At 37.1% G+C, this 19,389-nt stretch carries 18 protein-coding genes; 8 read left to right on the top strand and 10 right to left on the bottom strand.

Annotated features, from left to right (window positions below; genetic code table 11):
• Positions 1-10: 10 nt before the first annotated feature.
• From HFP47_RS03985 to HFP47_RS04000, 4 genes are all read left to right on the top strand, one after another.
• Positions 11-2,140, top strand: coding sequence for a hypothetical protein (locus HFP47_RS03985; RefSeq protein WP_179876085.1), 2,130 nt, complete (start codon positions 11-13; stop codon positions 2,138-2,140).
• 10 nt (positions 2,141-2,150) lie between these two features.
• Positions 2,151-3,032, top strand: coding sequence for a class A sortase (locus HFP47_RS03990; protein WP_179876086.1), 882 nt, complete (start codon positions 2,151-2,153; stop codon positions 3,030-3,032).
• A gap of 61 nt (positions 3,033-3,093) precedes the next feature.
• On the top strand, positions 3,094-5,229 hold the full coding sequence (locus tag HFP47_RS03995; RefSeq protein WP_179876087.1) for an LPXTG cell wall anchor domain-containing protein: 2,136 nt from the start codon (positions 3,094-3,096) through the stop codon (positions 5,227-5,229).
• A 724-nt stretch (positions 5,230-5,953) separates the two neighbouring features.
• Complete coding sequence (locus HFP47_RS04000; RefSeq protein WP_179876088.1) at positions 5,954-6,979, top strand: IS30 family transposase; 1,026 nt, start codon at positions 5,954-5,956, stop codon at positions 6,977-6,979.
• Positions 6,980-7,390: 411 nt separating this feature from the next.
• On the opposite strand, the gene HFP47_RS04005 is transcribed toward HFP47_RS04000, so the two are convergent.
• Positions 7,391-7,864, bottom strand: coding sequence for an NUDIX hydrolase (locus HFP47_RS04005; protein WP_179876089.1), 474 nt, complete (start codon positions 7,862-7,864; stop codon positions 7,391-7,393).
• 40 nt (positions 7,865-7,904) lie between these two features.
• Here HFP47_RS04005 and HFP47_RS04010 point away from each other — a divergent pair, with 40 nt between their 5' ends.
• Entirely contained in the window at positions 7,905-8,438 is a 534-nt protein-coding gene (locus HFP47_RS04010) for an HAD-IIIA family hydrolase (RefSeq protein WP_042252254.1), read from the top strand.
• Between the two features lie 42 nt (positions 8,439-8,480).
• On the opposite strand, the gene HFP47_RS04015 is transcribed toward HFP47_RS04010, so the two are convergent.
• The 3 genes from HFP47_RS04015 to HFP47_RS04025 all read right to left on the bottom strand — a co-directional run bounded on the left by HFP47_RS04015 (position 8,481) and on the right by HFP47_RS04025 (position 10,032).
• On the bottom strand, positions 8,481-8,819 hold the full coding sequence (locus tag HFP47_RS04015) for an ASCH domain-containing protein (protein ID WP_042252111.1): 339 nt from the start codon (positions 8,817-8,819) through the stop codon (positions 8,481-8,483).
• Positions 8,820-8,871: 52 nt separating this feature from the next.
• The gene (locus tag HFP47_RS04020; protein WP_014324774.1) at positions 8,872-9,486 is read right to left on the bottom strand and encodes a cadmium resistance transporter; all 615 of its coding nucleotides are present in this window, start codon (positions 9,484-9,486) and stop codon (positions 8,872-8,874) included.
• Between the two features lie 132 nt (positions 9,487-9,618).
• Positions 9,619-10,032: a cytidine deaminase gene (locus HFP47_RS04025; protein WP_011679874.1), complete on the bottom strand. Its 414-nt coding sequence runs from the start codon at positions 10,030-10,032 to the stop codon at positions 9,619-9,621.
• A gap of 216 nt (positions 10,033-10,248) precedes the next feature.
• Here HFP47_RS04025 and HFP47_RS04030 point away from each other — a divergent pair, with 216 nt between their 5' ends.
• Positions 10,249-10,677: an HIT family protein gene (locus HFP47_RS04030; protein ID WP_011679875.1), complete on the top strand. Its 429-nt coding sequence runs from the start codon at positions 10,249-10,251 to the stop codon at positions 10,675-10,677.
• Positions 10,678-10,749: 72 nt separating this feature from the next.
• Positions 10,750-11,190 carry a DUF2000 domain-containing protein gene (locus tag HFP47_RS04035; RefSeq protein WP_257229710.1) on the top strand — a complete coding sequence of 147 codons (441 nt, stop codon included), beginning with the start codon at positions 10,750-10,752 and terminating at the stop codon, positions 11,188-11,190.
• On the opposite strand, the gene HFP47_RS04040 is transcribed toward HFP47_RS04035, so the two are convergent.
• From HFP47_RS04040 to HFP47_RS04055, 4 genes are all read right to left on the bottom strand, one after another.
• Complete coding sequence (locus tag HFP47_RS04040) at positions 11,182-11,958, bottom strand: AraC family transcriptional regulator (RefSeq protein ID WP_179876090.1); 777 nt, start codon at positions 11,956-11,958, stop codon at positions 11,182-11,184. The two genes, HFP47_RS04035 and HFP47_RS04040, sit on opposite strands and share 9 nt — an antisense overlap.
• Before the next feature lie 76 nt (positions 11,959-12,034).
• Positions 12,035-12,682: a response regulator transcription factor gene (locus HFP47_RS04045; RefSeq protein WP_096639201.1), complete on the bottom strand. Its 648-nt coding sequence runs from the start codon at positions 12,680-12,682 to the stop codon at positions 12,035-12,037.
• Positions 12,672-13,880, bottom strand: coding sequence for a sensor histidine kinase (locus tag HFP47_RS04050; RefSeq protein WP_011679879.1), 1,209 nt, complete (start codon positions 13,878-13,880; stop codon positions 12,672-12,674). Before HFP47_RS04050 ends, HFP47_RS04045 begins: the two co-directional genes overlap by 11 nt.
• Before the next feature lie 77 nt (positions 13,881-13,957).
• Positions 13,958-16,072 (bottom strand): MMPL family transporter, encoded by a 2,115-nt coding sequence (locus HFP47_RS04055; protein ID WP_179876091.1) that lies wholly within the window; start codon positions 16,070-16,072, stop codon positions 13,958-13,960.
• Positions 16,073-16,216: 144 nt separating this feature from the next.
• Between HFP47_RS04055 and HFP47_RS04060 the strand changes: the two genes are divergently transcribed.
• Positions 16,217-16,678 carry a GNAT family N-acetyltransferase gene (locus HFP47_RS04060; protein ID WP_179876092.1) on the top strand — a complete coding sequence of 154 codons (462 nt, stop codon included), beginning with the start codon at positions 16,217-16,219 and terminating at the stop codon, positions 16,676-16,678.
• A gap of 42 nt (positions 16,679-16,720) precedes the next feature.
• Here the strand turns inward: HFP47_RS04060 and HFP47_RS04065 are convergent, their stop codons facing one another.
• Both HFP47_RS04065 and HFP47_RS04070 read right to left on the bottom strand, forming a co-directional pair.
• Positions 16,721-18,091, bottom strand: coding sequence for an FAD-binding oxidoreductase (locus HFP47_RS04065; RefSeq protein ID WP_179876093.1), 1,371 nt, complete (start codon positions 18,089-18,091; stop codon positions 16,721-16,723).
• A gap of 26 nt (positions 18,092-18,117) precedes the next feature.
• Positions 18,118-19,317: an MFS transporter gene (locus HFP47_RS04070; RefSeq protein WP_179876094.1), complete on the bottom strand. Its 1,200-nt coding sequence runs from the start codon at positions 19,315-19,317 to the stop codon at positions 18,118-18,120.
• Positions 19,318-19,389 lie beyond the last annotated feature (72 nt).

Genomic DNA, 19,389 nt, shown 5'->3' on the forward strand with positions numbered 1-19,389 from the left:
GGGGTGAGAGATGTTTGGAAGGAAAAAACAAACTAGTATCGGTGATCCATTTTTTGCCCGCGTTGAACAAACTGAAATTGATCTCAATGATGAGGTGATTCAAGAACTGGCAGAAAAAAGTGGGGTAAGTGAAAGCTGGCCGAATGTATCACTGTCAGGGCTACAACAATTCGCTGCTGGTTTAGTCAATGATGTGGTGCGGGCAGGTGATCATGATGTTCGTTTAGGCAATGTCGTCTACTTTATCACCAATGAAAAAGGTCGTGCTGAGCCAACAGGATTAAGTTGGGAAAGAGCGACACTAACAGCAGGCTTTGAAAACATTGTTGTTAGCACCGCTGATCATATTTTTAATGACACAGAAATTCGTCAAGATGAAGATATGACTTATGACATTATTGTTGAAGCCCTACAACCGCTGATGGATGCCGTGCTTGCAGATGGTAGTCTGTCATCAGATGATTTGCCAGATTTACCTTCTGAGGAACAGTTTAGACAGGCGCGTGAAACTGGTGAAGTCCTAACAGTTGAGGCTAATAAGTTCCAACGCACAACGATTGAAGTCAAGCCACCAGTGGTTCAAGCTGTTGAAAATGAAAATAGTGACCAACCACAAGAAAAGGTCGTAAAGAATGTACCTGATATTCCTAAGATAGTTGAACAGCCAAAGCAACCATCAACAGCTGAAACAGTGAAGCCAATTGTTCAAGCTGTTGTTCCGACTCAAGACAACTCAGAGGGAATCATGGCTGAAAGTGATCCTACACAAAAGTTAATTGATCGTGTCAACTTGGCACCAAGTGCTTTTGAAATGAGTGATGTCAAAGCTGATTTACCTGCGGAACACTCCGATTACGTGGTTAGTCGTTTGAACGCAGACAAAGCCAAAGCAAATGACTTTTTGAATGATACCAGCAACATTTACACGCAAAAGATACGCAAAGCGATGTCCGACTTGTTGAAACAACAACAAGCAAAGACGAAAGCAGCAGTTGAACAGTTACGTGACACTAATGTTGCTGAGACGGTTGATGCACAAATGAAGGAAGAACGGGCAACTGAGTTTGAAACCCGTTATGCGCAAGCACATCAAGCTCGTGAAGCAGGCTATCGCACGGCTGTGGAAGATGAGAATGCGCGTCATGATAATACACTCAAAACGCTAAAGAGTGAATTTGTAAGCGACTTAGAGGCTTTGAAAGTATCTGTTAATCAAGAGCTGGATAACTGGTTTATAGAACGTTCTAGAGATTTACAAAGTAATCTTCAAGTCACAGTGGACGATCAGGTCTCAGAAGTGATGTCACAAGCACAAACAGAGACGCTAACCAGTCTTAAAGCTTTGCGTGATGAGTTATTAGCTCAAAACACGCAATTCTTGCTAGACATGCATCAAAAGCTGGAAGAAGACATCAGTAACAAGCGGTCGCAATATCAATCAGAGCATGAAAAAGCGATGATCAGTGCTACTGAGTTAGAAAGTGCTAAAACACATTCTGGTAGCCTCAGTGAACTTGAGCAACAAGTCCAGATTTTGAAGCAAACTAATCTAAACCTCGAGCAACAATTAAAAGGTAAAGATGCTGTCAATATTGATGAGGTTTCCCAACTTCGTCAACAGTTACAAATGCTTCAAAATGCCCCAAAGACAACATCACATGATGAAACTAACCAACAATTGATGACTTTGTTAGCAGCGCAAATACAGCAGCCTCAAGTTGAACAAAAGAAAACAAGTGCTTGGCAATCATCGGCGATTGGTTTCTTGGCTGTTCTGGCTATTGGTGGTGCGGGCTTGGGTGGTTATGCGATGGCACAACACAAAACCGATGCCACTGCACAATCATCAAAAGCCGTCTCTGCGAGTGGTCACAACGAAGGCAACGCAACCGTAACCTTAGCACCCGAATCATCTGAAGCTGGTTCTTCTTCAAACGTAAGTGCTTCAAGTAGTCAATCAAGCTCATCAAGCTCACAAGCTAACACTTCTTCTACTTTAGCTGATCGCTACCATGTCGGTGAAGACGTAGATGCCACAATCAATGGTCAAACAGTCACCGCTAAAGTCGTTTCGGTACAAGACAAAACCATCACAGTGCATCATGATGGCTACGATTATGTTGTCCCGTTTGACAATTAGGCGGTGAACTATGGCAATCAACATTGAACAAGTCAAGAGCCGTCGAAAGAGAGCGCAACCGAGACGTCCAAATTACCATCGTTTGAAAAGGCACCATCCAATTCTAAAAACACTGTTATTAGCCATGTTTGGCATCTTAATTGTCACTGGCGCTGTGATTTACGGTAACCATACGCAGTGGCAAACAGCGCAGAAGGTTCAAAAAGCTAGTCATAAGGATGTTGCTCAAGCAAAAAAACAACCTGTTGTCAAAGCAAGTCAAGTCAAACAAGTGGCGGCACAGAAAAGTGTCAAACCTGATTACTCAGGGACTGGCGGTTTATCTAGCAAAGAAGATATGTTGAAACTAGCCCAAAGCAATCAAGCTGAAATCCTACGTGGACATGTGGCTGTGCCAAGTTTTAGCATTAGTGAGCCAATCTATGAAGGCACTAGTAACCACGTCTTAGCCATTGGTGCGGGCATGAATGCACCCAACCTAAAGTTTGGAACTGGATTAGTGCCAATATTTGCTCACAATATGGGTGATTATAATGCCGTGTGGCCATACCATCCTACCAAGTTTAGTGCCTTACAAAACATGACTGAAAAAACCATCATAGGGAAAGATATTTATCTCTCTGATGGTCATACAGTTTATCGTTATAAAGCGACCAAATTGGATTATGGTATCGCTGTGGGCGCGATGAATCAAGAATTATCTATTGAGAACACAAGCAAACCAAAGGTTAAATTGGTTGCTTGTTTGGAAGATCAAGAATTTTGGCAGCAGGTTAAAGCGAGTCACTACACAAATTTCACCGCTAAAAAGCGAATCGTACTGACTGGTGAATTAGTTGGTCAACAATCAATTAATTCCCTGGACAGCAGTTTAAAGCAACAACTGCAATAAAACCTATAAAGGGGGTCGGGATTTACGACCACTCCAAAAATCGGAAGAGAGAATATTTATTATGTCACATAACATTAAACGCAAAACAAAAGTAATCGCAGTATCGGCAATGGTGGCGACGTCTGCAATTATTGGCTTAGTCCATCCATTTGATAACCATAACATCTTCGCGGATGACTCAAAAAATTCTGACGCAAAGGGAACATCGGTCGATGTCGATCATAGTGAGTTGGATAAGTCCGTAGCTGCTGCTAAAAAAGCAGGCATGACAATCACACAAAATGCTACTGTGACTAAAGTCATTACAGCCAGTCAATACGCGACAGAAGCAACTAAAATAAAGGCACTTTACGCTTCACAAAAGTCAGCTATTGATGCGGCATTGAAGAAGCAACAAGCTGCTAATGATGCTTACGATAAGGAAGAGGTACAATACAAGGTGGACAAAGCCAAGTACGAGAAAGACAAAGCCCAATATGACAAAGACAAGGCCCAGTATGATAAGGATGAGGCTGTCTTTGAAAACGGGACTGATGTCAATACTGAAATTCAAGCGCTGACCCAAAATCATGATAATCATGATCAATATGATACTTTTATGACAGCAGACGTTAACCAAAAAACTGGTGATTTCACACTGACTCATGACATGAATGATGGCGTATCAATCATTGGTCATGGTGTTTTGAAAGGTAAATTTAATTGGAAAGTCATTTCAAAGGGCGATGGATCTGAAGTCATCATTGCAGACTCTATTACTTTAACGTCGTACAAGTATACAAATGAACATCCAAACACAGCTGCTAATAAAAATATCAATTTCCACGTCTATGATAATTCTGGCAAGGAATTATTGGTTGTCAATCATGATGGCGAGAGCACCTTTACCAAAGAAATCAATAAAACGGTATCACTGGGTACGAGCTTTACTTTGAAACCTAACGAATCAACCGATAAGCAACAAATTTTGAAGGTTGATGATAACTGGGTTTATAATACGCATGGTCAAATCTATACGAAATTTACCAATACAAATAAGCAACCAACCGCACCAACACCACCCAAAGCTCCAACTGAACCTGCTAAGCCAACACCACTCAAGGGAACCTATGGCTTGACTCAATTTATTGTGACCCCAGAACCTAAAAAAGATGTTGATGAAGGTCAAAATGCTGGGGATAAGGATGGTTCTGATAACGGGAAGTCTGTGATTAAGGGTGATGAGTTAACTTATTCATTGAAGACAACAGATTTGCCAGCTGATCGCACTGACGATATGAAGACTATCAACTACGTTGACACATTGCCAAAAGAAGTGGACTACAAGTCAACGAAAGTCTATTCCAAAGATGGCAAGACTGATTTAACCAAGTATTTCAAAATTAGTTATGATAAAAAGACACGCATGTTTACAGCAGAAGCGAATGCAGATTATTTGAAACTGATTAACGCAGATAAGACAAAAGCTTTCGAATTACCAATTGTAGATGTCTATGCGATTGCCAATACTTCAAATGCTAAGTTTGACAACACATACGATATTTGGGAAAACGATTCAAAGACGGGATCAAATACCGTTGAGAATACCACACCTGAAATTAAGCCTAAAAAAGATGTTGAATCAGGCGAGGCAAAAGGTGACTCTGACAAGTCAATTGATGGTGATGAAATCAAGAAGGGGCAAGAAATTACTTATGCGCTAACAGTTAACGACTTACCAGCCAACCGTGCCAGCGATTTAAAGACATTTAAATACGTTGATACATTGCCAAACGAAGTGGATTATAAGTCAGCGAAGGTCTATTCAAAAGACGGTAAGACTGATCTAACTAAGTATTTCAAGATTAGTTATGATGAAGAGACTCGAGTCTTGACAGCTGAGGCTAACGCAGACTTTTTGAAGTTAGCGAATGCAGATAAAACAAAAGCCTTTGCCTTACCAGTGGTTGATGTTTATGTAACAGCTAACAAAGATAATGCCACGATTAAGAATACGTATGACATCTGGGAAAACGGTTCAAAGACGGAATCAAATACTGTCGAGAACAAAACGCCAGGTGTTACACCAACACACACGCCAAATACGAGCTATGTTGAAGCGCCAAAGGGTGGGTTATATGGGGCGATTGCGACGATTGCACTAGCAGGCGCATCCTTTGGATTTCGCAAGCCAATCAAGAAATGGTTCCACAAATAACAATATTTGACAGTGCCCCAGGGCATTGTTTTTTGTTTTGTCCTTATCAATCGATAACACAATGAACAATATACCTTGTTTTGTTCTTCACAAAATGGTATATTTAAGAGGAACAGAAGAGGTCTTGACATGCGATTTCAGTAGTCTGCTTTCATCAAAAATCACAATTAAATTGCAAGAAATTATCATATCTCACTTCATATATTTACTGTTGTTGCATGGCTTTTCAAAACATTTTTCTAAAGTTAAACAGTGAGTCAATCAAACCTGATTTACTGCGCAAATAAAGCCGTCCATTGATGGCTTTTTTGTGTTCGATTATAAACAAGCGCACTTGTCAATTGAGACAGACATAGTTACTTGACGACTATTAATTAAATTGATTAGCACAATATTATGAGAAGATCTTACCAATCGTTTTAGTTAAAATCCAGTCTAATATCAATGTCAATAACAGTCTAACGACTAACATACACGTCAGTATATTACAAACATATTCACGTGTATGTTAGTCACTATATACGTAAATATAGATGTGTATATAAACGTGTATATGTTAGCCTATATAATGATGTTATATACACTAACATAAATACATCACATACATTTAAAAACCTCGTTATAACACCGTTTGCGCAGTTGTTCACTTTTGTTTTTCTTAACATTTTAACTATTGACCGAATGTCAATTTTATAGTGTTATTGAGAGAAGGAATAATTACCACATGACTAAGAAAAACCCAAATTCCAAATATGGTCGCCTTAATTTTACAGAGCGCGTTACCATCAAAAATATGATTGACGCGGGTAAGACCAATGCAGAAATTGCTCGAAAGCTAAACCGCCCTCGAGCTACCATCACACACGAATTGCAGCGTAATGCCCGTGTCATGACTTGGCATGGCAAAAAGAAAGTATTGCGCCATACCTACGAACCTGTGCAAGCGACAAGACGTGCTGAGTATTACCAATCAAAGTCGCATCGTTCACAGCCTAAAATCACACCTAAAAAACGCGAAAAGATTGATTACTATCTTAAAAAGAAACATTGGTCGCCAGAACAAATTGCACATGGTGTGCCACGAATTGGCGTATGCACACGAACAATCTATAACTGGATTCTTAATCGCAACCTGAGTGCAACATTAAATGATTTACCGCTTAAAGGCAAAAGACGCAGGCATCTAAGAGCCAAACCAGTTAATCCAGAACATAAACGGATGATGATTGAAACGCGTTCAATTCACAACCGTCCAGAAGTCATCAATAATCGTTCAACATTTGGTCATTGGGAAATTGATGGGGTGATGAGTCCTCAAGATTCCCAATCTTTCGTGATCACATTTGTGGAACGAAAAACACGTTTTATGGTTGGTGTCAAAGTTAAAAGTAAGAGTTCAGATGATGTCAAAACAGCCATTGATACCTTTATGTCAAGGTTTGAGAATGTTTGTGACAGTATAACATGTGATCGTGGCACAGAATTCACCAGTAGTTTATTTATTTACAGCATTGAAGATACGTATGGCAAAAAGTTATATTACGCTGATCCACAATCACCAGGTCAACGAGGTACAAACGAACGCATGAATCGTGAATTAAGGCGTGTATTTCCTGCTGGTTATGACTTTACTAAGATTACTCAACGTAAGCTTCAAAACGCCATTCAGGACATCAATGAGCGTCCTAGAAATGTGCTCAGGTTTAAAACCCCTGAAAAAGTCTTTACTAAGCGAATCATGGCAGCTTAATCATCAATAGATGCTAAAAATCGCTAATTGTTAAGACAGTTCAAAGTCAATAGCTTTGGGCTGCATTTTTGCGTATAATAATAGCCAGATAAACACGAATTTAGGGCTTGATTGGCTTAAAAAAGTCAAAATGACAATGCAAAAACTAAATATGCGACCAACATCAAACATCAAAAAAAAATTATGGTAGCTAAAATTTAGAAACGCAAAACCGCAAATGGCACAAAAACAGTCTTTGTAATCAGATTGTAAACGAATCCGCTATCACAACAGCGACAACGGATCAGCGAAAATAAAATCAATTTTTTTAGATTATTTGTTACTTTGGGGGTTGACAAATTCAGTTCGTCTTTTAGTTAACATAATATATATTATCGAAAGTAAACATTTTAAAATAAAAATTATAATTACCTACACTCTCAATTGCTTATACAACGCTTTAAGAATATACCAATCTGAGTAATCAATATTTGCCATATTTAATATCTGAATAAGTGGAATCCATTGCGTTTTATTATTTTCATCTTCACTGGCATTATATATGAACTCTTTTGAGACAGAGCTATTAACATGTGAAACATAAACAACCCTAAGATGCTCTCTTTCATTTGTGGATCTTTGAACTGAAAAGGAATCCAAATACGCAATGTGATTCAAATTCAAGTGAACCTCCTCACTGGTTTCTCTGAGAGCTGCATCTATTGGCTTTTCTCCTGGTTCAATATGTCCTGAAGGCAGTTCCCACTGTTCCCGCCACGTATTCCATCCCACGAGTACTTTACTATCATCCAGTATAATAACGGTGGCGCTTGAAAGAATTGTCTGATTTTGATAGATTAATGATTTGTAGGAAATATTTTTTTGTTCCATTTTAATTTTATTCATTATGCTTCAGACCCTCATGAATGAGCTGTATACTAAAAATATGAATATACTAAATAATTATACGACCGTTTTTATCGATCGTGATGGTACTATCGGTGGTAACGGCCATTATCAGTCACTCAACGATTTCGAACTTTTTCCTTATGCGCTTTCTTCAATCGCAAGATTAAAAGCACATGGAATGAGTGTATTTGCGCTATCAAATCAAACCCACATTGAAAAAGGCGATATGAACTATTATGACTTCTTCAATTCACTGATTAAAATGGGGTTTGATGATGCGTTCATTTGCCCTCATTCCGAACAAACAAACTGTAATTGTCGAAAACCTAAAAAAGGATTAATTGAACAAGCTCATCGTAAATACAATTTTCAAAACAAACAATCCATCATTATTGGTGACCGATTTTCATCAGATATTCAATTAGCTCAGAATTGTCAAATGTTGGGTATTCATGTTGCAACAGGTAAATTCGAACCTCAATATTTTATTGACAATCAAAATCAACAAAAAAAGAATATTATTACAGTTCAGAACCTCGAAAGTGCCGTAAATTACGTTCTTAGTAATTAGATAATAATATCATTTTTGAAAATATTAACTACTACTTACTGATCAATCACCTAACAACATTTCAATAGCTAACACCCCGTAATGTCTTTCCTGTTCGGGAGTATATATTTCATAAGTATCGTTAACCATTTTTTCGATATTATCAGTTGAATTACTACCAACCTTTGCACCATTAAATTGCGCATAGAGGTCAGCAAACGTAGCGAATTTGTATAATTGTTTTACACTAACCATAATTTGCTTATCATTCTCTAAATCAGTAAATAAGATTTTATGCCCAATTTTTAATTGTGATCGCTTCTCATCATAGAGTCTTATTTCAATTGTTTTTGTACCCCGCTGCACTAAAACAAATTGATCGTGATTTAATCCCATTAACATAATTACCTTCTCCATCTTAAATGCCATTACCTATCATTATATACTAAAGGTTTTAATAGATTAACAGTAATAGGTGCTGAAGAGTTCCGGCTTCTACTAAGACATATAGCCCTAATGAAACATACACAATTAACTGAACTAAGTCGCCTTGTTTATCAAAAAATGCCTTTACGATTGGTACGTTTACCAACTTATATGCTGCCACAATCACAGCCGTCAAGATAATAATAAACAGGACTAAAATGATCGGTAAGATTTGAAGATTTAGCATCGTAAAATATGGTATATATAGCGCCATATTATCGGCGCCACAGGCAGAAAAAGTGATTACCAACACGTTCCAAAGAATAGCGTCTGGTTTAATTATCTTTAATTTTTCTTCTATCTCTTCTCCTTCGTCTTCTTTACTAAAATACCCCTTTACCCCGATTATGATCGGAATAATACCCAACAATCCAAGAAGCCATTCCTCCGGAACTTGCTGTAATACAAGCGCAATAATAATTGAAGTAAGTACTAGTAATCCATTTCCTAAGTACGCGCCTAAAACAACTAATTTCGTATCTTGTTTTGTACTATATTTTCCAAAGAGCAAGAGTAGAACAACAAAATAATCCGTTGTTGTCCCTATATAAGAAAAAATTGCTGTCAATACATCTTTTAACATAAAAGTCTCCTGATTTATACATGAATTTATTTTCATGTATAAATAGTAACATACTTACTGGATTTTACAAGTGTTTATTATGATATCAAAAAAAGAAACCAAATTTTATTGGTTTCTTTTTGCTTAATATCATCATTCACGCATATGTCCCCACCACTTAGGTAGTAGCTCTTTCAAGGTAACAGACTCTCTATTGTCATAATCTACCATAATTTCAGTATTTTCGTTTTCTGAAGAAAGTTGCATTAAAAATTCACGGCAAACGCCACATGGCATACCCGTAATACCGACTGGAGCCTCATCTCTAAAAGCAATGAGTCGCTTTATTTTAGTTTGATCGCTATTTAAATACATATTCAACGCAGCTGTTCTCTCGGCACAAAGGTTCATCGTTCCACATAGACCTTCAATACAAAATCCAGTATATATATCGCCATTTTCTGCCTCCAAGGCACTAACAACATGATGCGCATAGATAAATTCATTTACTTCTGTCGGACGATACTGTTTTTTAGCAGCTTCATATAGCTTTTGCCAAATATCCATTTTATCAAACCTCTTTACATTACTGAGGATATTATAACACATGCCAAAGAATTGAATTAAAGTTACATATACGCTCATATGATAAATATGTGCGACTTTCAAATTCTCAGAATCTTTTGTTTTAATAATTCACCCGCTTAAGTAATGATATAATGGTCTAAATAACGAAACTCAGGTTGTAAAATGAATAACTGTGAAATATGCCGAAGAATAAAAATGATTGAAGAAGGCACTAATCCCTATTTTGTTGCTGAACTAGAAACAGGGTATGTTGTTATTGGTGATCATCAATATTTTGAAGGATATACTTTGTTTTTGTCTAAAAAACACGTAACCGAGCTGCATTATTTACAAACAGATTTCAAACGCAAATTTTTGGAAGAAATGTGTCTTGTTAACGAAGCCGTTGCGCTAGCTTTTGACGCCGAAAAAATGAATTGTGAACTACTTGGTAACGGCGACGCACACGTCCATTGGCACTTATTCCCTAGGCACAAAAATGATACGCCAACACCAGGGCCAGTCTGGTGGTTAAACAGGAAAATCATGTTCAATGAAAACAACTGCCCAACACAAGAAAAACTTACGCAACTAAGAAACAAGCTGTCTAGGGAATTAAAATTAGTTCTTCGTAAAAGTATATAAAAAAGTTACGTCTTTGCTTAAATAGCAAGTTTATACAATACCTTCTTTTTAGAACATGTTTTAATAATATACATGAAAAATTTTGCAAAGAAGGAAAAATTAAAAATGAAAATGAAGTGTGTTGTAATAGTAGATCCTGAACTGCCAATTGGTCTTGTTGCCAATACAGCAAGCATATTAGGTTGTTCATTAGGAAAAGCGCATCCTGAAATCAACGGAGAAGATACTTACGATAAAAATGATCAACTTTACCCTGGCATTGTCAATATCCCTATTCCTATTTTAAAAGCTGATTCAAATAAAATTAACGAGATTCACCGTCAAGCTAACCAGTATGAAGAAATTGAGGTTATTTCGTTTGTGGACGTAGCACAACAAGTCAATAATTATGAAGAATATAAAGCAAAGCTCAAGCAGAGTACAGATGAGGATCTTAACTTTTTGGGGATTTGTTTATATGGCAGCGAAAAGAAAGTCAATCATTTTAGCGGCAGCTTACCAATGTTAAGATAATTGTAATTGATACTTTTTTGGTGAAACACCGTGATATTGCTTGAAAAGTTTGTCAAAATGACTTTCGTCAAAAAAACCATTTTGATGAGCAATTTTCGACATCGACAAATTTGTATTATCTAACAAGTCCTTCACAGCTCTATTCATACGATAGTTCATCAAATATTTTGCTGGTGAGATATGAAAAGTTTCTTTGAACAAACGAGTAAAGTAATATTTACTCAATCCTGATATGTTAGCTAGTGTCTCTACTTTACACTCACTATGAAAATTATTAGAAATATAATGTTGAACACTTTCGAATCGTCTAGTCTCCATATGTTCTACTGAATTCACGGTCCAAAAAGATAATATTTCTTCATCATCGAGTACATTAATGATTTTCGTCAATATATTCGTAGGAGACAGTTCATATACAGCAGAATCCATAATCATTTTAACCTGCTGCATTTGCCTGCTAGTTAATTTAATCGTCATTGGTTGATTAAACTGATCTTCAAGTGCATTCGATGCTATATATAGCATCGTGTAGCGCCAGTTCACTATGTCTATTGGCTGACACCAATGGACTAACTGACTAGGAATAATGACCAAAGTATTCTTTTTAATGTGCCTCACTTTATCAATATTTGCAATACAACTGCCACCTTCAACAATGCCAATCGATAAAAAATCATGATATTGATATCTTGCAGTTTGAAGTTCGTGTGCGCATCTTTTTATAATTAGGCTCTGATTTACAAGGCTTCTACTGTAATTAATTGTCATACGATATATTATATCCTAACTTCTAGTAATTTAAAAAAGCAGATGACAAGTCTGCTTTTTTAGTACGAAAAATATGTTAATCAATATCAATCAGATTATTTTTAACAGCTAAAGCCACGGCTTGAACTCCTGTTGATACGTTCATTTTGATGTAAATGTCAGTTAAATTAGACTTTATAGTCCGTTCTGAAAGATGCATCTCTAGAGCAATGAGCTTAATTTTAACCCCTCGAGCAACACGAGATAATATTTTAAGTTCTTTTTCTGATAAATTGTAGTCTTGTGTTTCTCCTGGACTTGTTTCTGTATGATTCTGAGAGAATAGAATGTCTGAAATCTGGTTTTGTAACACCATGTTTCCAGTTATTGCACTATCAATTGTTGTAAAAATCGTTTCGGTACTAGCATCTTTTAATAAATAACCCTTCGCTCCTAACTTCAACATCCGCTGTATATTCACAACATTATCAAAGGTTGACAGTACCACGACAGGAAGGTCCGGAAAATGATCATGAATGAAAGACATAACCTCAAAGCCATCCTTTTTAGGCATTTTAATGTCTAATAGAACTAAGTCAACTTGAGATTTCTTGATAATATCAATAGCTTCATCCCCATCAGCTGCTTCATAAGCAACATCGTAATCTGAATGACTTTCAAAAATTAATTTAATTCCTTCACGAATAATAAAATGATTATCAACAATCATTATCTTACTGGTCATTTTGCCACCTCAATTTAGTTGGAATTTGAATTTGAATTTCAGTCCCTTCACCTATATGGCTTTTGACTAATAGCTTACCTTCCAATTGTTCCACACGCTCTTGGATTGATTTAAGGCCAAAGTGCTTGTGTTTTCTTTTGCCATTTTCCACATTAAAGCCAACGCCATAATCAATAATGCTAATCCGTAATTGATCATCCATGTCAATTTTAACAATTGCGACATCTGTTTTGGAATGCCTAACCACATTTGTCAACGATTCAGAAATAATTCTAGATACTTCCTCGTACACATCTTCAGAAACACGCATATCTGAAGTGCTTTTTATGCGCACACTTAGACCATAATTTTCATAAAACACTTTTGACAATAACTCAAGTCGATCATATAAATTGATGTTTTTGCTGTTATCTTTTCGCATATCAAAGACAATTTCACGTGCTTCCTTTAGTGTTGTTCGTGACAATGAAATCGTTTTTTCTATTTCTTCACTAGCCCGTTCAGTTTTATCAGATGCCATCAAGGATTTAATTCCTTCTAATTGCATTGTCACGCCGGCTAACCCTTGCATAAGCGTGTCATGAAGATCTCGGCCAATACGGTTTCGTTCATTTTGCTTCGAAATTTCTTTGACTTCTGTATAGGTCAATTGTAACTCATCCAGTAAATGCTGAGTTTTAACTAACTCACTAACTTGCCTTTGATAGAATCGCCATGCCAAGAAAATAATTACATTGAGAAAAGTAGAAGCTTGCAATACAATCAACGCCATTAAGGGACCAAAATTAACCCACTCTATTATAAGAAACACAACCTGAAGTGGCACTAATAATAAGGCCATTTTTTTGAACTCGATGTTAAACAACGTCAATAATTGTAAACCGACTACTGGCAACATGCCCATATATAGAACAACTTCAGAAGGAATAAGCAAAATACCTGCCAGAACAATCAAAATAAATTGCGCAGAAATAAAGAATTTTTTACTAAAATTGATGACCGTCCTACTAAAAAAGTTTAAACACAAATGCAAAAACACCACATTGAAAAACAATGCAGAGTTTATTGATTGGACAGCACCATATTCGGTTTTAAAATAGGACGCTAAGAAGTAAATCATCATACTCCAAAAAATCATTGGCCAACGGTATATCATCATGATATGCTTATTCATTTCAACATCTAGATTTTTTCTCATACGTAGATTCCCTTCCAAAAACATTCATACTCAATTATTTTATCATAGTACCAAACTTATAGAACTGATATTAGTGATTAATCGATTTTTACGTTAGGCAATATTTTATCCAACCATTTTGGCAGGTACCAACTCGCCTTTCCAAACAGATCAATTGTAGCTGGTACAAGAATTAGTCTTACCAATATCGCATCGAACAAGATTCCAGATGCTAATACTAATCCCATCGACTTTACAATGGCATCACTAGCGAAAATAAATCCAGAGAAGACCGCCATCATAATAAGTGCCGCCGCCACGACAGCTGGTCCACTATCTCGCATGCCTAAGATTACTGCCTGCCTAGTGTTCTCTGTTTTTAGATAGTGCTCGCGAATTCGACTGACCAAGAAGACTTCATAATCCATAGCTAATCCAAACATAATACCAATGACAAGAACTGGTAAGAAATTAAGTATTGCGCCCTTGGCTGGAATACCAAACAAGTTAATGAAGTGGCCATCTTGTGCTATAAACACAATAGCGCCCAATGTTGCCCCTAATGATAACACAAATCCAAGCACCGCAACCAATGGAATCAGCAAGGATCTAAATACGACTGTCAACAAAATGAATGCGAATAGCACGATAATAATTGCGAACTTTGGCAAAGCCTTCATTAATGCATCAGACATATCGATGTTGATGGCAGTAGATCCTGTAACATATAACTTTGGCAAACCCTTTTTTTGATTCAAGTCACGTATCTTATGAACGAGCTTCTTAGTTTTAACAGCATTGGCATCCGTTTTGGGAATGACCGTAATCATCTGATAATCGTTATCTTTACTTGGCATAGCTTGTGAAACAGTGGCTACATTTCCTAGATCTTTAATCTCATTAACACTATCGCTCACCTTTACCATGTCATCTGTTTTTAGTAACACGACCAATGTTGCTTGACTACCCTCGCCATAGGCTTCTGTCATCAAATCATATGCGCGTCGTTCAGTTAGTTTTTCTGACTTAACCGAATCGTTAGGTAGTTCAAGGTTAATATGTGTGAATGGTGTTGCAATAACACCCAGTACCACGACCACCAACATTGTTAATAGTAACTTATATTTGGTTACTAGCTTACCCCAACCACCTTCAATGCGCATTTTACTTGCAAATTGTAACAATCGGTTTGGCTTTTTGCCGGTAACTCGATCACCTAATACGACCAGCATCGCTGGTACAAAAGTCAAGGAAGTTAAAATTGCAGTAAGAATGGCCAAAGAAGCAGTAATACCCATCACTGAGAGCATATCAATGCCAAGGACTGTCATACCTAATAAAGCGACAATGACTGTTGCCCCAGCAAATATCACCGACGTACCTGCGGTAGACATCGCTGCCGATAAGGCATCTTTTTTTGATTTATTTTGCTGTAATTCTTGTCTGTAACGTGAAATGATAAATAAAGCATAATCAATTCCGACTGCCAATCCCATCATTCCAACTAATGACATTGAGAAAGTTGCTACTGATAAGAAGTTCGTTGAAATCAAAACCAACATCATACCAGTCACCAGACCCAATAGAGCTGATAAAATAGGAATTCCAGCGACCAATAGTGAAGCAAAAGTAATTGCTAAAATCACAAATGCAATAACCAGGCCAACCACTTCAGCCTGCTCACCATTATCCATACCTGAAATCGTAACATCATTTGAAGTTAGTTCTGTTTGAATACTTTTGTGTCGTGTAATCTTTATTGACTTCTCTAATGCGTCAACTGTTTTTTCTGAAACATTTTCGCCTTTTTGCTTATATATCACCCTAGCTGTAGCAGTCATGCCATCTTTACTGTAACTATTTAACATAGCTGGCAAAATCACCATTTTGACATGGCTGTTTTTTTGTACATCTTGAAATAGTTCTGCCATGACTTGCTGATTTTTATCAGTAGTTAATGCTTTACCATTATTTGAGTGTAGTACAATTTGTACCTGACCACCATTTTGCCTAGTACTTGGAAACTCCTTTTCCATTAGTTTATTAGCTCTTTCAGACTGTGACCCCTGAATAGACATCCCCGCACTATCAAAATGAATACCAAAGCTAAGAGCCGCACCAACTGATACAGCAATTGTTATGAAAAATGCCACAATTGTCAGCTTGGCATGCCGATATATCCACCGTCCTAATTTACTAAGTAATTGCCCCATTAATATATTTCTCCTTCTAAGTTAATATATTGACTATATCAACAAAAAGAGACTTACACATCGTACCAAAGGGCACACTTTTTGCCCTTTAGGGCAATTGTGATTGATATGGTATACTAAGTAACTAAATACGAGGAGATAACAATGTTAAGATTAGAAAAAATGACAGCAACGCATTTTGATGACTATATGAGTAGATCAATCAAAGAATACGCTTTGGAAAAAGTGCAAGCTGGTAGTTGGACACAGGAAGATTCGCTGGGTAATGCAAAACTAACATATGACCGACTATTGCCAGATGGATTAAACACTCCAGATAACTTTCTCTTCTCCATTATCAATGATGACAACGTTATTGGCTATATTTGGCTTGGAGCAGACAGTGAAAACAAGAACATCGCTTTTATTTTTGACTTTGAAATTTACGATACCTATCAAAATAATGGTTTTGGCTCTCAAGCCATTGCACTAGCTTCCACAAAAGCAAAAGCGCTGGGGTTCACCTCAATTGGCTTACATGTTTTTGGTACTAATTCTCGCGCTATACATGTTTACGAGAAAACTGGCTTTAAAATAACTGATATAAAGATGCAGAAAAAACTATAAAAAAAGAGCAGAGATATAGTCAACTATATCTCTGCTCTTTTTTTATGCATATCTAGATTGGTTTATGATGTGTTTTGAATCATATTTTTTAACAACCTTTTGCAATCGTTCACGCGTATCACGTGACCATGTTTTTGTTGTTTCTGACTTACTGGTATCACTGGAATAAGCACCATACACACCACATCCATGCTCTTGTAGCGGTTTGAATAATTGATTCAATAAACTTGATTGTGTGACGTCTCCCCACATAGCAACAAACAACGTTGCCTCAGGAAATGACCAAGCATCAAAATCAGGCGACAACTGATTTATAGGACCATCAATAGCGCGCACTTCAATACCCATGACTGCACTAGATTTTAACATGGTATGCAATGCATTCAGTAAATGATCATCAATTTTAGTTAACAGTACATTTTTGACATAGACGTTATTCGCCCCTTCGTGTGGTAAATGCGGTGCCTGAACTAATGTATGATAACTCAAATTGCTCTCATCTTGCTTTTCAACTTTGGCGATGTTTAGTGCGTTAGTAAAATATTTTTCACACGAATCTGTTTTTTCGCCGCACCAGATATTTGTTGCCTGAACCGAAATAATACTTGAATTACTGTCATTTTTGGTTAGCATTAATAAACTACTCATATCTTCAGTCGCAGTTGTTATCCAAGAATGCCATGCAAACAAAAAATGTGATAAGTCGAATACGTTATATGATAACTTTTGCAAACCGATTGGTACTCTTTGTCCTGATTTTGCTGGTTCGACTTTGTCGGCTTGAAAAATAAACTCAGTAACGATACCGACTTGTGAACCTCCGCCACGAATTGCCCAAAATAGGTCGCTATTTTCTTCTTTGTTAACATTACGCTTCTTGCCATCAGCGGTAATGATAGTTGCACCTAGTATTTGATCAGTGGTCAATCCTTGTTTCCGCACGAGTAAACCTAACCCACCGGAAGTTGCTAAACCACCAACGCCGGTGTCGCCAAAGTCACCACTAGACAAAACTAAATCGGCTTTACTAATTTTGTCAGCCACGTCACCCCAAACTGCACCGGCTTGGACTTTAACAAGACCTTTAGCCTCATCAAGTATGTTTACTTGGTTCATCTGTGATAAGTCAATAATGATACCACCATCATTAACTGAATAATTAGTTATGCCGTGCCCACCACTACGAACAGAAAAAGGAATTTGATGTCCAACAAAACGCTGCACATTCCCAGCGTACTCAACCACGTGCGAAACTTGTTCATCATTTTCAGCCATGAATACTAATCTAGGATGCCCTACCTTAAAATAATTAGAACTAACAGACTCGTACTTACCGCTATTTTTTGTAACTGCTATGTTACTTAATGTGGCGGGTAACGCTGGCCATTTCTGTTGATTATCACTGTCTGTCATTAGACTAATTTCTCCTTTACTATGAACTAGCTCAATGTATTTTCACGTTTTGAATTATTAGCAAGAAAAAATAAATAAGTTAAAATCGCAAACGCAGCAAAAAATAAAAATGGTAACTTTATGTTGATTTGATAAATAAATGAACCAAACAATGGTGACACAATTCCAGCTATTGCTTGGGTCATAGCAACAGTACCTGCAACTGCTCCTTGTTGATCCTGTGAAACAACAAGTGAAGCACCAGCAGATAGTGAACTCATTCCAAACGCAGCTCCTGCACCAATCAAAATGTAGCTTACCACTAACATCCAAAAGGCACTAGCTACAGTAATCAATAATAAGCCAAGCACAAGTAATGGAATTCCGACAATCATCATCTTACGAGCAGAAAAATTTAGTACTTTAATTTGCAAAATTTGTGTCAACATTAATGTTACGCCTAATATAACAAACAGCAGAGACGAGGTCTTCGCACTTTGAACAACCGTTTGACCAATATTGTCATGTAAATATAGCGATGTTAGTAACTGTAATCCAACCACAACGAACATCACAGAACATCCAACTAACAACCAGCTCAATAATTTAACCGAGAAAAACTTTTTTGACCCAGTTTCTTTTTTGTCGGTAGCGTGTGCTTCGTTAATTGATACCTGTCTTTTGGGTAAAATAGCCGTCATAATAACGGTAAACAACAACAAGAGAACAATGGTTGTATAAAAAGGCAAATATAGATTACCAGTTGTTGAAATCAGCCCACCAATAATTGGCCCCAAGACCATTGCTAACCCTGTTGCAAAGCCAAGGGATGACATGTCTTTTGCACGATCTTTGGTCGTTGAAATATCTGCCATATAAGCATTTGCCGCCGTTGGTGTCGTTGTCATGAATATGCCTAGCAAGAACCTAGTGCCCATCAATCCATAAAAGAATAATGGTACTGCTTTTGACGACGCAATTGACATATGAAACAAGACCACGTAAAGAATGAAGAATACCCCCATCCCGAACAGTCCAATAATCATCACGATTCTACGACCAAATATATCACTCATTTTCCCCCATATTGGTGCAAACAGTAACATTGCCGCAGCACCGAGAGAAATCATAATACCAATTTGACTTGGTATCATGTGTGCTTTAGTTGAAATTGCTGACAAAACTGGCATGGTAATGTAAATTCCCAAATACGACACCAGTGTCGCAACAAAGAGTTTCTTTTTCATAAAATAAAAAATTCCTTTCCTTAATCAAATACTCTAGTGATTAATGTAAAGGAATTTCATGTGGTGTACTGC

It is taken from the genome of Leuconostoc sp. DB-1 (genome assembly GCF_013414845.1).
GTDB classification, from domain to species: Bacteria; Bacillota; Bacilli; order Lactobacillales; family Lactobacillaceae; genus Leuconostoc; species Leuconostoc mesenteroides.

Bases quoted from the DNA above. Each gene is read 5' to 3' on its own strand.
- HFP47_RS03985 (WP_179876085.1), top strand. From the start codon at position 11: ATGTTTGGAAGGAAAAAACAAACTAGTATCGGTGATCCATTTTTTGCC.
- HFP47_RS03990 (WP_179876086.1), top strand. From the start codon at position 2,151: ATGGCAATCAACATTGAACAAGTCAAGAGCCGTCGAAAGAGAGCGCAA.
- HFP47_RS03995 (WP_179876087.1), top strand. From the start codon at position 3,094: ATGTCACATAACATTAAACGCAAAACAAAAGTAATCGCAGTATCGGCA.
- HFP47_RS04000 (WP_179876088.1), top strand. From the start codon at position 5,954: ATGACTAAGAAAAACCCAAATTCCAAATATGGTCGCCTTAATTTTACA.
- HFP47_RS04005 (WP_179876089.1), bottom strand. From the start codon at position 7,864: ATGAATAAAATTAAAATGGAACAAAAAAATATTTCCTACAAATCATTA.
- HFP47_RS04010 (WP_042252254.1), top strand. From the start codon at position 7,905: ATGAATATACTAAATAATTATACGACCGTTTTTATCGATCGTGATGGT.
- HFP47_RS04015 (WP_042252111.1), bottom strand. From the start codon at position 8,819: ATGTTAATGGGATTAAATCACGATCAATTTGTTTTAGTGCAGCGGGGT.
- HFP47_RS04020 (WP_014324774.1), bottom strand. From the start codon at position 9,486: ATGTTAAAAGATGTATTGACAGCAATTTTTTCTTATATAGGGACAACA.
- HFP47_RS04025 (WP_011679874.1), bottom strand. From the start codon at position 10,032: ATGGATATTTGGCAAAAGCTATATGAAGCTGCTAAAAAACAGTATCGT.
- HFP47_RS04030 (WP_011679875.1), top strand. From the start codon at position 10,249: ATGATTGAAGAAGGCACTAATCCCTATTTTGTTGCTGAACTAGAAACA.
- HFP47_RS04035 (WP_257229710.1), top strand. From the start codon at position 10,750: ATGAAAAATTTTGCAAAGAAGGAAAAATTAAAAATGAAAATGAAGTGT.
- HFP47_RS04040 (WP_179876090.1), bottom strand. From the start codon at position 11,958: ATGACAATTAATTACAGTAGAAGCCTTGTAAATCAGAGCCTAATTATA.
- HFP47_RS04045 (WP_096639201.1), bottom strand. From the start codon at position 12,682: ATGACCAGTAAGATAATGATTGTTGATAATCATTTTATTATTCGTGAA.
- HFP47_RS04050 (WP_011679879.1), bottom strand. From the start codon at position 13,880: ATGAGAAAAAATCTAGATGTTGAAATGAATAAGCATATCATGATGATA.
- HFP47_RS04055 (WP_179876091.1), bottom strand. From the start codon at position 16,072: ATGGGGCAATTACTTAGTAAATTAGGACGGTGGATATATCGGCATGCC.
- HFP47_RS04060 (WP_179876092.1), top strand. From the start codon at position 16,217: ATGTTAAGATTAGAAAAAATGACAGCAACGCATTTTGATGACTATATG.
- HFP47_RS04065 (WP_179876093.1), bottom strand. From the start codon at position 18,091: ATGACAGACAGTGATAATCAACAGAAATGGCCAGCGTTACCCGCCACA.
- HFP47_RS04070 (WP_179876094.1), bottom strand. From the start codon at position 19,317: ATGAAAAAGAAACTCTTTGTTGCGACACTGGTGTCGTATTTGGGAATT.